This is a genomic window from Aeromonas sp. 600724 (genome assembly GCF_049175135.1).
In the GTDB taxonomy this organism is placed as follows: Bacteria; Pseudomonadota; Gammaproteobacteria; order Enterobacterales; family Aeromonadaceae; genus Aeromonas; species Aeromonas veronii_A.
In genome coordinates this window covers 228,234-245,086 of sequence record NZ_JAAKUM010000001.1, presented here as the reverse complement: position 1 = coordinate 245,086, position 16,853 = coordinate 228,234, and the positions used below count along the sequence as shown (strand labels likewise).

General features: G+C 51.9%; 10 protein-coding genes. 2 read left to right on the top strand and 8 right to left on the bottom strand.

The genetic code is table 11. The features are described from left to right. The 8 genes from G5168_RS01060 to G5168_RS01025 all read right to left on the bottom strand — a co-directional run bounded on the left by G5168_RS01060 (position 1) and on the right by G5168_RS01025 (position 13,222). The gene (locus tag G5168_RS01060) at positions 1–1,719 is read right to left on the bottom strand and encodes an NADH-quinone oxidoreductase subunit C (RefSeq protein ID WP_421251718.1); all 1,719 of its coding nucleotides are present in this window, start codon (positions 1,717–1,719) and stop codon (positions 1–3) included. A gap of 80 nt (positions 1,720–1,799) precedes the next feature. Further along, positions 1,800–2,753, bottom strand: coding sequence for a respiratory chain complex I subunit 1 family protein (locus G5168_RS01055; protein WP_005345231.1), 954 nt, complete (start codon positions 2,751–2,753; stop codon positions 1,800–1,802). A gap of 1 nt (position 2,754) precedes the next feature. Beyond that, complete coding sequence (gene hyfB, locus G5168_RS01050) at positions 2,755–4,626, bottom strand: hydrogenase 4 subunit B (protein ID WP_421251717.1); 1,872 nt, start codon at positions 4,624–4,626, stop codon at positions 2,755–2,757. After that, on the bottom strand, positions 4,626–5,291 hold the full coding sequence (locus G5168_RS01045) for a 4Fe-4S dicluster domain-containing protein (RefSeq protein ID WP_005360206.1): 666 nt from the start codon (positions 5,289–5,291) through the stop codon (positions 4,626–4,628). The genes hyfB and G5168_RS01045 overlap by 1 nt, the downstream gene beginning before the upstream one ends. Before the next feature lie 474 nt (positions 5,292–5,765). Continuing rightward, positions 5,766–7,634: a low affinity potassium transporter Kup gene (gene kup / locus G5168_RS01040; protein ID WP_158113053.1), complete on the bottom strand. Its 1,869-nt coding sequence runs from the start codon at positions 7,632–7,634 to the stop codon at positions 5,766–5,768. Between the two features lie 563 nt (positions 7,635–8,197). Continuing rightward, the gene (locus tag G5168_RS01035) at positions 8,198–9,412 is read right to left on the bottom strand and encodes a hypothetical protein (RefSeq protein WP_421251716.1); all 1,215 of its coding nucleotides are present in this window, start codon (positions 9,410–9,412) and stop codon (positions 8,198–8,200) included. Continuing rightward, the gene (locus tag G5168_RS01030) at positions 9,390–9,848 is read right to left on the bottom strand and encodes a response regulator (protein ID WP_139724729.1); all 459 of its coding nucleotides are present in this window, start codon (positions 9,846–9,848) and stop codon (positions 9,390–9,392) included. The genes G5168_RS01035 and G5168_RS01030 overlap by 23 nt, the downstream gene beginning before the upstream one ends. A 5-nt stretch (positions 9,849–9,853) precedes the next feature. Further along, positions 9,854–13,222, bottom strand: coding sequence for a hypothetical protein (locus G5168_RS01025; protein ID WP_421251715.1), 3,369 nt, complete (start codon positions 13,220–13,222; stop codon positions 9,854–9,856). Between the two features lie 791 nt (positions 13,223–14,013). Here G5168_RS01025 and G5168_RS01020 point away from each other — a divergent pair. Then, positions 14,014–14,613: a 4Fe-4S dicluster domain-containing protein gene (locus G5168_RS01020; protein WP_033112617.1), complete on the top strand. Its 600-nt coding sequence runs from the start codon at positions 14,014–14,016 to the stop codon at positions 14,611–14,613. 46 nt (positions 14,614–14,659) lie between these two features. After that, positions 14,660–16,804 (top strand): formate dehydrogenase subunit alpha, encoded by a 2,145-nt coding sequence (gene fdhF / locus G5168_RS01015; RefSeq protein WP_421251714.1) that lies wholly within the window; start codon positions 14,660–14,662, stop codon positions 16,802–16,804. The last annotated feature ends 49 nt before the right edge of the window (positions 16,805–16,853 follow it).

The following is a 16,853-nucleotide window of genomic DNA, read 5'->3' as shown; positions in this document are numbered from 1 at the left end:
TTATTTCAGCGGAGAGTTTTTGCGATCGATGCAGTAGCGCTCGATCTCCTTGTAGGAGACCACGGTGGATTTGCCCTTCTTGGGGTCGACCAGGGTGACCCGGTCGGTACAGGAGTAGCAGGGATCCAGACTGCCGATGATCAGCGGCGCATCCGCCACGGTATTGCCGCGCAGCATGTAGCGCAGAGCAGGCCAGTTGGCGTAGGTGGCGGCGCGGCAGCGCCAGCGGAACAGCTTCTGGTTGTCCCCGGTCATGCTCCAGTGGACGTTCTCGCCGCGGGGCGCTTCGGTAAAGCCCAGCGCAAACTTGCCCGGCTGGTAGGTGAAGCCTTCGGTGAGCAGTGGCCCTTCCGGCAGGTGCTCCAGACCGAACTCAATCATGTCGAGGGAGTCGTAGAGCTCGTGGATCCGCACCAGCACCCGGGATTGCACGTCGCAACCCGCCTTGGTCTGGATCTCCATCGGCAACTCGCGGTAGCCGGCAAAGTCGTGGACCCGGCGCACGTCGCGCTTGAAGCCGCTCGCCCGCACCATGGGGCCGACGCAGCTGAAATCACGGGCAATCTGCGGCTCGAGCTTGCCGATACCGATGAGGCGGGAGGAGATGTTGGCGGTATCCAGCAGCATGGCCACCAGGGGTTTGAGCTCATCACGGAGCTCGCGCACCAGCTGGGCACCCTTGATGCGATCTTCCTTGAAGATGTCGCGGCGCACCCCGCCAATCAGGTTGAGGCCGTAGGTCTTGCGGGCGCCGGTCAGCAGCTCGGCCAGGGTCATGGATTTCTCCCGCACCCGGAAGAACTGCATAAAGCCGGTGTCGAAACCGGTGAAGTGGCTCGACAGGCCGATGTTGAGGATGTGGCTGTGCAGGCGCTCCACCTCCAGCAGCACGGCGCGGATCATCTTGGCCCGCTCCGGCACCGGAATGCCCATGGCGTTCTCCACCGAGGTGGTGTAGGCGACGCTGTGGGTAAAGCCGCAGATGCCGCAGACCCGGTCGGTCAGAAACGCCACTTCGTTGTAGCCCATCCGGGTTTCCGCCAGCTTCTCCATGCCGCGATGGACATAGAAGAGGCGGTAGTCGGCATCGATGATGTCTTCCCCATCGACGAACAGACGAAAGTGGCCCGGTTCGTCCGAGGTGATGTGCAGCGGGCCGACCGGCACGATGCGGTTGGCATCACTGCCGAGCTCGTTGACGAAGGGGTAGGTCTCGGTGTCGGTGGTAGGCATCGGGCGCTGGCGATAATCCATGGCGTCCTTGCGCAGGGGGTGGATATCCTCCGGCCAGTCGTCCGGCAGTACCAGACGGCGTTCGTCCGGCAGGCCGATGGCGCGCAGGCCGTACATGTCGCGGATCTCCCGCTCGCCCCACACCGCCGCCGGAATGGTCGGGGTGATGGAGGGGTACTCCTGGGTATCGGCATCCACCAGCACCTTGACGGTGATCCAGCACTTGGTGTCGCCCTCCATGGAGAAGACGTGGTAGACGGCGAAGTGGCCGTTGAGGCTGCGCTCGTCATTGGCAAAGGAGAGCGGAAGCCAGCCCCCCAGCTGATGGAAGATCAGGCTGGCCGTCTCGACCAGACTGGTGGGCTTGACGGTAATGGTAGCCTGATCGGCGGTTTGCCACTCCTCGTCGACGATGGCGTGGGGCAGTTGGGCTCGCACCTGCTGGATGTAGTCGCAGCCGATGCGATCCGAAATGGCGATGGTCATGCAGTTCTCACTTTAATGTTCGGGAATGAGCATTCACAAATGATGAAATCGGAAAAAGTTGCTGTGCTGGCGGGCATGATTCAGATCCCGACCAGATAGGCGAGCAGCGCCAGCAGGGCCAGCCCCAAGCCGTAGCGGGTGAGTTTGTGGGTGCGCACGAACTGGGTACGGGCCATGGCGTTTTCGATGATGCCGGCCAGTAAAAAGGCCACCAGCAGCTTGCAGGCGAGGATCAGCGCCGCGCCGATGAGCGCGGGCAGACTCCAGTTGGCCGCCTTGCCGAAGGGGAGGAAAATCACCAGAAAGAGCTGCACCACCACCAGTTGCTTGAGGCCGATGGAGAGCTTGAGCAGGGCGAGGCCCGCACCGGAGTACTCGGTGAGCGGTCCCTCCTGCAGCTCCTGCTCGGCTTCGGCGCAGTCAAAGGGCAGCTTGCCCATCTCGACAAACACCGCGAAGGCGCAGGCGGCACCGGCCAGCAGGGTGGCGATGGGCGCGGCCAGTGGCTGGGTCGCCACATAGCTGCTGATGTTGCCCAGATCCGAGCTGCCCACCATCATCGCCATGATGAAGCAGGCGAGCACCAGAATGGGCTCCACCAGAATGCCGAGGGTCAGCTCGCGGCGGGCACCAATACCTGCAAACATGCTGCCGCTGTCGAGCCCCGAGAGGGAGAAGAAGAAGCGGAAGATGGCGAACAGATAGATATCGGTGATGAGATCCCCGGCGATGGGGAAGGGGGACTCGTGAGTCAGGGTTGGCAGCGCCATCCCTACCAGCAAGAGGGCGGCGATGAGCAGCGCAGGCATCAGGTTGAAGATGATGCCGGCAGGCTCGGGGGTTACCTCCTGACGGCGCAGGAGCTTGGCGATATCCCGGTAATCCTGCAGCAGGCCCGGCCCCTGACGGGAGTGCATCTTGGCCCGCAGCACCCGGTTGAAACCGGTGGCGAGCGGCGCCAGCGCCAGCATGGCGATGGCCTGGGTCAGGGCGAGGGCAACCATGCCCCAGCTCGGCATTTCAAGAACAGGCATATCAGACTCCTACAGCCATCAGGATAAAGAGCGCCAGCACAATGGCGTGCAGCAGCCAGCCAGTCATTCCGCTGGTATCGCTCACCCCGTGCAGGGCGCTGGCCAGATCGAGCTGCGGCTGCTTGCGATAGAGCGGCGCGCAGAGTTGGCGCAAGGTGTGGGTGACACCGCCAGAGGTGAGGCTCATGCGCTCCTCATAGGCGTAACCACAGGCCCACGGGGTGCCGGCGTGACGACGACCCAGCTTGGGGCCCTTGAAGATGGCCAGTACCAGCAACGGGATGAGGAACAGCCCCAGCAAGGTGATGGCGATAACGGGTGGGGAGAGGATCGCCTGGCTGCTATCGAGTGGCAGCAGGGTGGCGCCGGTGGCGACACTCATCTGGCTGGCAACGAGTGCCTGACCATAGCTGGCGATATGGGGGGCAATCCAGGGGGCGCCCAGACCCAGCACCAGACAGACGGCGGCCAGCAGCAGGGTGCCTGCCACCATGGCTCCTGGCACTTCGCGGGCGTGGCTCGCTTTCTCGCTGCGCGGTGCGCCGCAGAAGCAGATGCCGTACACCTTGACGAAACACATCACCGCCATGGCGCCGGTCACCGCCAGCATCACTACCGCGAGCGGCGCAACGACAGAGGTGCCGAGTTTGGTCATGGAGAGCAGGGATTGATAGATAAACCACTCGCTGACAAAGCCGTTGAGCGGCGGCAGCGCCGAGATGGCCATTGCACCGATGAGGAACGCCAGCGCAGTCCAGGGCATCAGTTTGGCCAGGCCCCCCATCTTGTCCATGTCACGGGTGTGCAGGCGGAACATCACAGAGCCGGTGCCCATAAAGAGTAGGCTCTTGAAGATGGCGTGGTTGAGCAGGTGATAGAGGGCGCCGAGCAGCCCCAGCACTACCAGTGCCGGTTGCTGGTTGGCGATGCCGATCATGCCGATGCCCATCCCCATCAGGATGATGCCGATGTTCTCCACCGTGTGGTAGGCGAGCAGCCGCTTGAGATCGTGCTCGGCCAGCGCAAACAGCACCCCGAGCACTGCCGAGCAGGCGCCGAAGATCAGTACCACATAGCCCCACCAGAGCTGGCTGGCGCCGAGAAAATCGATGCTGACCCGCAAGATGCCAAAGAGACCCAGCTTCACCATCACGCCGGACATCAGCGCCGAGATATGGGACGGCGCAACGGGCTCGGCCACCGGCAGCCAGCCGTGCAGCGGCACGAAACCGGCGCGCAGGCCAAAGCCGCAGAAGCTGAGCAGAAACACCAGCGAGGCCAATCCGCCCGCCAGATGGTGCTCGCGCAGCGCGGCGAACTCCAGCGAGCCGCTTTCGCGGCAGAGCAGCCAGAAGGCGATCAGCACCAGCGCCATGCCGATATGGTTCATCACCAGATAGAGGCGGCTCTGTTTGGCGGCCTCGGGGTTGGTCTTGACCAGCCAGTAGGTGGTGAGGGTCACCAGCTCGTAGCAGAGCAAGAAACCGAGCGCATTGTCGGCCAGTACCATGCCCACCATGGCAAAGAGGAAGAGGTTCATCAGCGCGCCGATGGCCACATCCCCCTTGCCCTGATATTCGCGGATATAGGCAAAGGAGTAGAGGGCGACGGCGACGCCGACAGTGCTAATCACCAGCAGCATCAGCGCGGCCAGCATGTCGAGATGAACCGAGCCCAGCAGCCAGAGCTGGCCGTCGACGGGGGCGCCTTGGGCAAAGATCTGGATGGCGGCGACCAGACCCGCGAGCGAGCCCAGCAGGGCAAAACCGCTGTTGAGACGGTTGGCCAATGCGGGCAGCTTTTGCAGGAGCAAACCGGCGGCAGCGCCCAGCAAAAAGAGCAGGAGCGTGGCCATAACAAGGGGGGACAACATCAGCGAACTCCCTCTGTGGTGGATAAATCGGAGGCAGGGATCGCCGTGGCAGGCGCCGAGAAGGCGGAGGCCCCTTGCGGGTTGGTGTCGGCCGCTTGCTGGCGACGGATACGGGCGGCGCGTTCGGTGTCGCCGTCATTGACCAGCTTCAGTGCCTGGGAGGGGCAGGCACCGACACAGGCCGGACCGTCGGTGCGGAACTCGCACAGGTCGCACTTGACCGCGATGCTGCGCACCCCCGGCTCCCAGCTCAGCAGATCCTCGCCAAAGCAGCGCAGGCCGGCGGAGGTGGAGGGGTTGCTGGAGCGGATGGAGCAGGGGATATAGGTGTCGTAACTGGTGGCCACGGCCACCGGACGGCTGCCACCGCTCTGGATGGCGCCAAAGGGGCAGGCCACGGCGCAGAGATTACAGCCGATGCAGAGCGACTCGTTGAGTTGCACGCAATCGCCGGTCTGGCGAATTGCCTCGACCGGGCACACCTTGATGCAGGGGGCATCGTCACAGTGACGGCACTGAACCGGCATGGTCGCCTGCTCGTGTCGCATAACGGTTAAACGGGGGGCTTGCTGCAAACCTTGCGCCTTGTGTACCTCGCTGCAGGCCGCCATACAGGTGCCACAGCCGATACAAAGCTTGGGGTCAGCGATAACGAAGCGGTTCATAGCCTACCTTGTCGTGTCGCGAACGGAGAAAGTAGGGGCAGGTTGGCAAGATACGGGCCAGAATGGCTTTTACTGCGAAATTGCTTTTAAGTGACTGTTTTTAAATAAATAAAAATATTCATTTGGTTGGTGGAAAGAGCTGGTGTGGCTGTCGAACTGTGACGTTCGTCACTTGTGACGAAGCCGCCAAGAGGGTTCGTCACCTTGGAAAACGCAGCATTAAGTAGGGTGCAAAGAACGCAGTGAATTGCACCGCTATCAAATATGTTCGCGGTGCACGGCGCTGCGCTTGTTGCACCCTACGGTGGGATGTCTGTGGGGGGCGATGTGGTTTGCTCCCTTCTCCCCTTGCGGGAGAAGGGTTGGGGATGAGGGGGCCGGTAATCGGAGTTAGCGGAAAAGAAGAGGGAGGCCAATGCCTCCCTCTCTCTTTGCTGGCGTTTTCTATGCCATTAAGAGGCCATCAACACGCCATCAGATATCCACTTGGGATCCCAACTCGATGACCCGGTTGGGCGGGATCTCGAACTGATCCGGGGCGCGCAGGGCGTTGCGCTGCAGCAGCATAAAGAGCTTGCCGCGCAGGTAGAGATACCAGGGGCGCTCCTTCATGATCAGCGACTCGTGGGCCATGAAGAAGGAGGTCTCCATCATCCGGCAGCTGAGCCCCTCGGCGTTGCAGCGGTGGAAGATCTCCTCCACGTTGGGGGTCTCGCGCCAGCCGTAGCTTGCCACCACCCGCCAGAAGGTGGGGGAGAGCTGCTCGATGCAGACCCGGCGCACGTTGTGAACGTAGGGCACCTCTTCCACCCGCAGGGTGAGCAGGATGATCCGCTCGTGCAGCACCTTGTTGTGTTTGAGGTTGTGCAAGAGCGCGTGGGGGATCACGTTGACCACCCGCGACATATAGACCGCAGTGCCGGCCACCCGGGTTGGCGGGGATTTCTCCAGCGAGGCGATCATTGGCTCCAGCGAGTTGCCGTGCTCGTTCAGGCGACGAATAAGCTGAAAGCGCTCGCTCTTCCAGCTGGTCATCACGGTGAACATCACTGCGCCCAGAGTGAGCGGCAGCCAGCCACCGGAGAAGATCTTGGCAAGATTGGCGGCAAACAGCGGCACGTCGATACAGAGCAGAGCAGCAAACAGGATGGCCACCAGATACTTGTTCCAGTGCCAGCTGTTCTTGGCCACCGAGCAGGAGAGGATGGAGGTGAGCACCATGGTGCCGGTCACGGCGATGCCGTAGGCCGCCGCCAGATTGCTGGAGTGCTCGAAGCTCATGATGACGATCACCACCGAGATATAGAGCATCCAGTTGATGACCGGAATATAGATCTGGCCGGACTCCTGCTCGGAGGTGTGAACGATGCGAATGGGGGAGAGATAACCGAGGCGCACCGCCTGCCGGGTCAGCGAAAAGACCCCGGAGATCACCGCCTGGGAGGCGATCACCGTCGCCATGGTTGCCAGCAGCAGCAGAGGCACCAGCGCCCATTTCGGCGCGAGCAGGAAGAAGGGGTTGGCAATGGCGGCAGGGTTACTCAGCAGCAGCGCCCCCTGACCGAAGTAGTTGAGCACCAGAGAGGGCAGCACCACGATAAACCAGGCGAGGCGAATGGGATTTTTGCCGAAGTGGCCCATATCCGCGTAGAGCGCCTCCACCCCGGTGATGGCCAGCACCACGGCGCCGAGGGCAAAGAAGGAGGTGGTCTGGTACTGGATAAAGAAGCGCACCGCCCAGATAGGGTTAAGCGCACCCAGCACCTCGGGGTTGTGGATGATGCCGCGCAGCCCCAGCACTGCCAGCGTCATAAACCAGATCAGCATGATGGGGGCAAACAGCTTGCCCACCATGGCGGTGCCATGTTTCTGGATGGCAAACAGCAGGGTCAGCACCAGCACCGAGAGGGTGACGATATAGGGGTCGAGGGCGGGGGTGAGAATGCTCAGACCCTCGATGGCCGACATCACCGACATCGCCGGGGTGATCACCACCTCGCCATAGAAAAAGCTGCCGCCAATCAGGCCGAGGATGATCAGCAGCGGCGTCCAGCGGGTGGAGGCGTTGCGGGTCGCCAGCGACATCAGGGTGAGAATGCCACCCTCGCCGGCGTTATCGGCCCGCATCACAAAGGAGAGGTACTTGACCGACACCACCAGGATCAGCAGCCAGAAGATCAGCGAGAGAAAGCCGAGAATGGAGGCCGGCTCGACGCCGAACCCGAATTGACCTGACAGGCACTCGCGCAAGGTATAGAGCGGGCTGGTGCCGATATCGCCATAGACTACGCCAATCGCCGCCAGCATAACGCCGGACATGGCTTGTTGTTTATCACAGTTCATGAGTTCATCTTGTCAGTTTGATGTTTACACGTTTGCCAACGCACAGCTGCCCGACCTACCAAGAGAGTCGTGATATTTAATCGGGAGAGAATTAATGGATTGCGATGGGAAAGGGCGCTAACGGAATAGTGATCTGCTTGTCATGGAACACAGTCTGTTCATCTGTCATTAAGCTTATAATGACACACACTCTGCGGGACTATGCTCAGTTATAAATAATCAAAACGTCCTTTTGAGTAAGGTTATTAATTGGCCGTTGATTGAAATATTCACCCACTCTGCGGGCAACCGTTTGTTTTATCTGGGTAAGTGGTTTGGCCACTATTTTTTACCGAGGCGAGCGAAAAACAGATGATAAAATAGTGACTAATTAATTGCTGGCAGGATGGCAAGGGGGAGGGGGCAATAGAGACTTTATTTTACTTGTGTGGGGGCGGATAGAGAAAGGAGGTGGCTACCATAACTTGCAGCCACCATAAAATGAAACGAATGATATAGAATATGAGCCAACCATACACAAGGTAAGTATTAGAAAGCAAAGATATTCAAGACATAGCTTTCGCTCAATATATAATTGAGAGGACAGTTGGTTGAAGAATAAAATCTAATATAAACCAAGCTAAAACAGCATAGTAAAGGTATTTGATTTTTGAAGATAGTTTGGCTGCGTCGATAAGTAATTGATGTAAAAAATTTACTTTAATGTCGTCTTCTCCACTCATAATGGTATTATGATTTTTGATTAGTGGTAACCACATTTTACTCATGAATTCATTTTTATTGTCGAAGAAATAGCTATGCCCACCATTATAATATCGATTAATAAATTTTGAGGTGTTTAATTTGTTAAATCCAACTTTACCAGCCATGCCAGTTCCAATTATAAATGACTCACTGAGTAATAAAGGGAAGTCATATACTGAACATTCATTAATAATGCTTGCATTACATAAATTCTTTACTAAACCAAAGTTATAGTCTCTTTTTAAGACACTGCCGGACAATACGATGAGAGATATGTTCTCAGTTAGTGACTTATCAGAAAATTTTTCAATGGCCTTTATTAAAATAAATGTGCCAAAGCTGTGAGAAAAACAAACTATTTTCTTTGCTCTATTTTCATTCAACCATGAATTTAGGTCATCATACAAACGGTTGACGATTTTGTTCCTTAATGGTGGAAATATAAATCTGAAGAGGTCTATTCCTGTGAATTTGAAATTTAAAGGTTCAACCTGATCATAAATGTTTGCATCTTTAATCAAATTAGTTAATCTTTCTTGCCACGAACCAAAGGTTCTTATACCGTGAACAGTTATAATGGCAATGTCTTTTTCAGTGTTAGGTACTGATTTATGTGCAGATATTGCGTAATTTAGTTGAGGGTTAATTGTGGTTAGCCAAGATAAATCACCTGGTGGAGAATAAAAAAGCTTAAACCCAAGCTCCTCAAATAACTTATTTTTTTCTTCTATGTTATCGTTGAGAGCTGTGAGCCCAAATATTCTTACTGGTGCATTAACGTTAGTGTTTTTTATATCGGTTAGTAACTTTGTACCTGCGTTTGTATCTATGCTGGGGGAGTCATTAAATTGAGGCAATGCCATATCTAAAAATATGGCCGCATAGCTTTTCTGGCGCATTTTTAGTTTTGCTTGATGTAAACAGTAAGCAAATTCAAAAGTTTCTTCCGAGAGTTTGTTATTCATCTCAATGAGAGTGTTTTTTATGTTTCTCCCTCTTTCGATATTATCGTCAATGATTAGAATTACACTCATTTTTTATTATCTCCTTTAATTCTGTCTGCCACTTGGAGTTAGAGTGTTCATAGTATATACACCCTAAAAAGTTTGCATGTTCATTGTTTGCGATAGCTTGAATGTCATTAATTTTTAAACTAGTGCCATCGTTAGAGAAAGAGCTATATTGAGTTAGAAACAAAAATGGTAAGGAAATTTTTCGCCTTTTCATTTGTTTTGCTATATCTAAGCCCCCATAGGCTCTAAATTCTCCCCCATCCTCACCATTATCGCTATCAAATGTTGGAAGGCTTAAATCGATAATAGCCAAGTTGAATGTATTCGAAGTCAGCTCTTTTAATGCTGATGAGTATGACTTTCGTATAATAATCTCAACATTAGGGAACTCAGATTTTATAAAATCAAAAACACGTCTACTTTTATAATCACCATCTTCAACCAATAGTATGTTCATTATGCTCATGAAATCATCACTCTTTGAATGAATTTACTATGTTCACACAACACTGAAAATGAATAGTTACCATAACTATCAGTTAGATATCTATATATTTTATATAATCCAGTATCACCTTCGCTCGTTAACTTATCACCTTTATCTTGGATGCTGTATTCTGATATCTTGCTGATTAAATTTTTACTCATGATATCCTTTTCGCAGAGGGATGATATATCATTTGTCACGTCAATGATATATGTGCCTGAATGATTATATATTGATATGGTTATTTCAGTGCCTGAGCCGGACAAGCCATGTTTGAGACAGTTACTGTAAATTGATAGCAAGGCACGCATTAAACCTAAAGATGGCTTACTATCAATTCTAATACTCTCTTCTGTTTGATTGAAATTTTTGTTTATATGCAAGGTTTTTGGCTCATATATAGCTTGAATACACTCTAATGAAGAGTTCACCACATCATAGATATCAAATTGTACATCTGTTAAAGCATATTCTGGTTTTTTGAACCATGATTCAATGTATGAAATTTCCTCAATCAGTTTTCTATTACACTCATCAATATTCTCTTCTAGATGAATAGAACGATGGATCTTGGAAACATTTTCTTTTAATTGAGACAAGAGGTTGTTAAACATAGGTTTTAGCTCTTCATTTAAGCGTGCTTTCATCTTGTTAAATGATGGCTGCAATTCAATCCAACACGTGTTTTCAATATCTTTCATGAAAGATACTACTCTGTCATCAGATATATCTTCTTCTGAAGACAATCCAATGCAGGCAGTTTCGTATAAGGTTTTTATACTTAACTCTTTATATTCAAAGCGAAAAACATGGTTTTTATCTTGACTATCATGTACCAGTGCTACTTTAGGCCACTCTGTTACTTCTTTGATTATTTCGTCTACTTCTTTTGAGAAAAGTTTAAATGCATCATCAATTCTGTTGACTGCTTTATCTCGAAGTATTTGTGAAAAGTAGTCTCTCCAATATTCATTTGGTGCATATTCATTTTGTGAGGTCATAATTGTCACAAGGTTATAAGCTTCAAATACACTTCTAATCTGATTTGGGAGGACTCCATGTCTTATTTCAGAGCTTAGGCTTCTTACTACACCAAAATCATTGTTGAGAATGTAATCTTTATAAATTTGATAATACAGAGAATAATGCACTGCATCTGTGAGATTTTTCCCAATGACCAAGTTGTCATCACATATCTCTTGATTTCTATGAGTGATCATAAAGTAGTGATACAAAAGAGTTTTGTATTCACTTAATTGAGATTTAATTATTCCATCGGTATTGATAGTTATTTTGCTTTTTTCATGTTGAGCTGTTAGTTTGCTAGATAAGAGATCTCTAACGATACTGCTTTCTTCCTCATTCAATGATTGATCCATTGCTTTGAGCGAGGAAAGACCTTTTATTATTTTAAGCCGTTCTACGAGGAGCTCTCTATTACTGGTTATCTCAATGAGACTACTCATTATTTCTGGTGTACATATCTTAGATAATATGTAAATACCTAAGGAGTCAATTTTTTCTGCATCTAGAAATAGTTCACTAGGTTTTTTAAGCGATAGTGATAACAGATAGTCCTCGAGCAGTTCAGAGGTTTTCTCTCTATAAGCGGGGTTTACTGTTGTGTGATATAAATAGCAACATATAAGAGCACTAGGGTTTTGACATGCGTTACTATTCGTATCTATATAATCCATCAGTGTTATTAAGGGGTAGTAAACGATATTTATTGGGTTTTCAATACAGTCTTTAGCTATGATTTCCATCAACTCTTCAAGTGCACCTCTAGATATGTACATCTCAGATATCAAATACAGTCTTTCTGATTTAGTTATATCTGAATATTGAGATAGTTCATCATGTAGCTTTATTAAAGCTTGAAGTTCAACTGATTTATCATCTAGAGCTATTTCAATATTTGCTCGAGCTAACCTACTTGCTGATAAATTCTCTATTGAATTTGCATGAGCTAGTGGATAATAACTACTCCGGATGTTTTTTTGAATTGAAAAATAGTGGTATTTTGGCGTAAACGTATATTCAGAGCAAAAAACAGAGAGACTAGCAGATTTAATTTTTTCTACATTTGAGTAAGGATGTAGAGAGTATGCTGTAGCCTCAATGCATTTGATGAATTCGAAGCTGGAGAATTTTATTATAGACTGCTCAATGTTTTTCTTTATGTTAAATTCTTCGTGGTTATGGTCTAATGACAAACTCATTGCCAATATAATTCTTAAAACAGGTGATTTAACCTTTTCTTTGATTTCTTCTTCGTTGTTTACGTTTATTGTATGGGCTAAAGATCTGACTAAAATATCGGTTAAACCAAAATCAAACCTAGCCTCGTTGATACTTGAGAAACAATCTACTATAACACTGCTATACATTCCTTTGGTGTAAAGGTCTATTATTTCATTTGATTTTTTAGTTGTTCTTACATTTATTTCATTGTTTCTTATACTATTTATTGAACGCCATGTCGGATCGTTTTCGACAATAGATGCATGCTCAATAAAATTAACATAAAGTTGGTCGTAAGCACTTTTGTTTTCACCTGTAAAATATTCGAAAAAGATTCTTCTAAATATTAAGTATTTGTCAATTGGGTTTAATACCTCACTATAAAAAACCACATTATCTATGTTTCTTTCTTTATCATACTCATAAGGGGATATGATGGTGGAAATTGTGTCGATATATGGTGCGTGGCCACTTGAACGATATTCCATTGCTGTTTTTGAAAATGTGTTCCTCAAAAAATCAATAGAATTCAAAGGGATATATTTTTGCGATAAAAGACTTTTGAATGGGGTTAATAGCTCATTTTCCTTAGCTAATTCATCAATATCGTCAATTATGTTGTGTTCATCTTGCGAGCCTTTTATTGACCATATACAAATCCTTGTATCAATACTCCATAGAGTTTTACCAAATACATTGTCGATTTCATCTATGAGACTGAGTGCTATATCATAATCACCTCTTACAACATGTTGTTCAGTTTCATTCTTTTTGTCGATGAATTGTTCAATATATGTATTATTTTTAGTAATATACGAGCCAAAAGATAAAATGTTGAATACTGTACCTAGATTATAAAAATTACTATTCGAAATCATGTTATCTTTATAACTATTAAATAGAAATATTTTTCGTTCTATATGTGGATACTTGTCCATGAGGGATACAAGCCTACCGACTTCATTCACTTTTAGATTTCTAACTCCATCGGCTAACGATTTCATTGTCCTCATATTTACATTATGAGACTCTTTTTTAGTAGAAATAATCGCGGTGTCCCTAAGAATTTTAATTACTTTAATGCTCTCAATTAGGCTCATAATAATCCAAATATCAGAAGTTTGTTTAATTTAAACTATATGCGGAGACTGTATAGTAAGAATTATGTGTAGCTTATATTCAATGTGGGGAGGATGTGCTCATAAAGTTGAGACCCATACTATTCAATATGATTTAGCTACCGCCCCTAAGTTCCAGCTCCCAGTTTGCTGCTTTTAACCTGTGCTGTTTATCGCTTATCTGCATGGAAACGACCCCAACGGAGCTGGTTGCCAAGTGGCACATATTAACCGGACAGGTGAAAAACTGAAGGGGCAGGGGCCTAAAACCGGCTCTGGCTCAACAAATCAGTCAATAAGTGGCCTGTTTTTGTTCGGTTTGACTTGATGATGACCTGCCAGCTCGATAGCAAAACCAAACAACTTGGCCACCGCTCCAAGCGGCTTTGGCGTGCTGCACAGCCCACTTTTGGCCCTTGCTATGGCTTTTCTCCCCGGATGTCGTTCCTCCGCTTGTCCGGTATAGGGCGGCCGATCCTGGTTGCCAACGCCTTCGAACGGCTTCGTTATATGGCTGGGGCAGGGGCTGGTCAGCCGGTGTCGAGCTCGTCACTTTTGTCGTGTCGATCACACTTCCCACCCCGTCGTCACCCTTGTCAGGAGCGGCATCCAGCACGCATCCTTTTCTAATTACTCCTTTATTTTCATATGGTTGTGAATTTTCATCGCACCCTTGGCCCGTTTTGGTCTGATAAATGCTTTGTGGGGGGCTGGCCGCCTCTTTGCCTGTCGGCGGGCGGCCCGGTGTAACGAACCATTTAGGATCCCTCTCTATGAACAGCTTCGTGATTGCAGATCCCAGTCTCTGTATTGGGTGTCGTACCTGTGAGGTGGCCTGCGCCGTTTCACACCAGTCAGGGTCTTGCAGCGGGACCCTTGAGCGGGAGGGCGGCCTGCATCTTGCCATCGAGGATGGACATCTGGTCTCCAAGGACAGCTACTTTCAGCCGCGCCTGAAGGTGATCGTGGGCAGCAAGGTGACCACGCCGGTGCTCTGCCGCCAGTGTGAAGACAAGCCGTGCGCCATGGCCTGCCCGAACAATGCCATCGTCAGCGAGGATGGTTGCGTCAAGGTGTTGCAGGAGCGCTGCATCGGCTGCAAGTCCTGCGTGGTGGCCTGTCCTTACGGCGCCATGGCGGTGGTGCTCAAAGAGGTGGCCCCCGCTGCCGATTCGCTCTTCAAGCGTCCGCAGACCAAGGCGCAGGCGCTCAAGTGCGATCTCTGCCGTCACCGCGAGGCGGGCCCGGCCTGTGTCGAGGTGTGTCCGACCCAGGCGCTGCGGCTGGTCACGCCGGAGCATCTTGAAAACCTGAACCGGCAGAAACAGCTGGCCAGTGCCGAGGCACTGCTGGCGATGCCAGCGCGGGTGTGAGCGGGCTTGCCAAGCCGTTTTTCGTTAACAAACAAGAGTGTGAGTCATGAAAAAAGTCATTACCGTGTGCCCCTATTGCGGCACCGGTTGCAAAATCAACCTGCTGGTTGAAAACGACAAGGTGGTGGGGGCCGAAGGCGCCAACGGCCGGACCAACGAGGGGCAGCTCTGCCTCAAGGGCTATTACGGTTGGGATTTCTTGAACGACACCAACCTGCTGACCCCCCGTCTCAAGAGCCCGATGATCCGCCGCGAGCGCGGTGGCAAGTTTGAGGCAGTCTCCTGGGACGAAGCCATCGAGTTCGCCAGCAGCCGTCTCTCTGCCATCAAGGCGAAATATGGCCCGGACGCCATCATGACCACCGGCTCTGCCCGTGGCCCGGGCAATGAAGCCAACTATGTGATGCAGAAATTTGCCCGTGCGGTGATTGGGACGAACAACGTCGACCACTGCGCGAGGGTGTGACACGCACCCTCAGTCTCCGGTCTGGAGACAACTGTAGGTAACGGCGCCATGAGCAACGCCATTCCCGAAATTCAAGAGACCAAGTGCCTGCTGGTGTTTGGTTACAACGCTGCTGACTCTCACCCCATCGTCGCCCGCCATATCCTCAAGGCGAAGGCAAACGGGGCCAAGGTGATTGTGTGTGATCCCCGCATGGTGGAGACCGCCCGTATCGCCGATCAGTGGCTGCCGCTCAAAAACGGTTCCAACATGGCGCTGGTTAACGCCTTCGCCAACGTGTTGATCAATGAAGGGCTCTACAACAAGGCCTTTGTCGCCAACTACACCGAAGGGTTCGAGACCTTCAAGGCGACGGTAGCCAAGTACACCCCGGAATATGTGGAGGGGATCACTGGCCTGAAAGCCGCCGATATCCGCGCCGCCATTCGCACCTACGCCGAGTCGCCTGCGTCCATGATCCTGTGGGGCATGGGGGTGACCCAGTACGGTCAGGCGGTGGACGTGGTCAAGGGGCTGGCGGGTCTGGCGCTGCTGACCGGCAACTTCGGTCGCCGCGGCACCGGCTGCGGGCCGGTGCGTGGTCAGAACAACGTGCAGGGCACCTGCGACATGGGGATGTTGCCGCACCAGTTTCCGGGTTATCAGTCGGTGGCCGATCCCGCCATCAGCGCCAAGTTCGCCAAGGCGTGGGGCGTGGCGTCACTCTCCCAGAAACCCGGCTATCGCCTGACCGAGCTTGGCCACAAGGTGGAGGAGGGCAAGTGCAAGGCCTTCTACATCTTCGGTGAAGATCCGGCCCAGACCGAGGCTGACTTGGGTCAGTTCCGCCGCACTCTGGCGGGGATGGAGCTGGTGATCGTGCAGGATATCTTCATGACCCAGACCGCCGAGATGGCCGACGTCATTCTGCCCGCCACCAGCTGGGGCGAGCATGAAGGGGTCTACAGCTCGGCGGATCGCGGCTTCCAGCGCTTCTACAAGGCGGTGACGCCCCCTGAGAACGTGAAACCGGACTGGGCGATCTTCTCCTTGATGGCGACCGCCATGGGGTATCCCATGGAGTACCACAACACCGAAGAGATCTGGGACGAGATGCGTGCGCTCTGCCCGCTCTATGCCGGGGTCAGCTACGACAAGATGGCCGATCTCAAGAGTGTGCAGTGGCCTTGCCCGACCGAGGATCACCCGGGCACCAGCACTCTGTTCGAGGGGAACGTGTTCACCACCCCGAGCGGCAAGGGTCAGCTGATTGCCTCCGAGTGGCGGCCGCCGCTGGAGCAGCCCTGTGCCGAGTACCCGCTGGTGCTCTCCACCGTGCGCGAGGTAGGTCACTACTCCTGCCGCTCCATGACCGGCAACTGCTCGGCGCTGCAGACCCTGGCCGATGAGCCGGGCTATGTGCAGATCCACCCGAGCGATGCCAAGAGGCTTGGGGTGAAGGATCAGGCGCTGGTCTGGATCTCGTCGCGCCGTGGCAAGGTAATTACCCGGGCCAACTACAACGACCGGGTCAACGCCGGGGTGGTCTACATGACCTACCAGTGGTGGATCGGGGCCTGCAACGAGCTCACCATCGAGCACGTCGATCCCGTCTCCCACACGCCGGAGTACAAGTACTGCGCGGTGAAGATCGAGCGCATCGACAATCAGCCTGAGGCGGAAGTGTACGTCCAGACTGAATACAGCGCGCTCAAGGCGAAATTGCGCAGCGCAGCCAAAGGCTGATCGCCCTAAAAAAGAGGTTCTGCACAAATAAGGGAACCCGACTCGGATT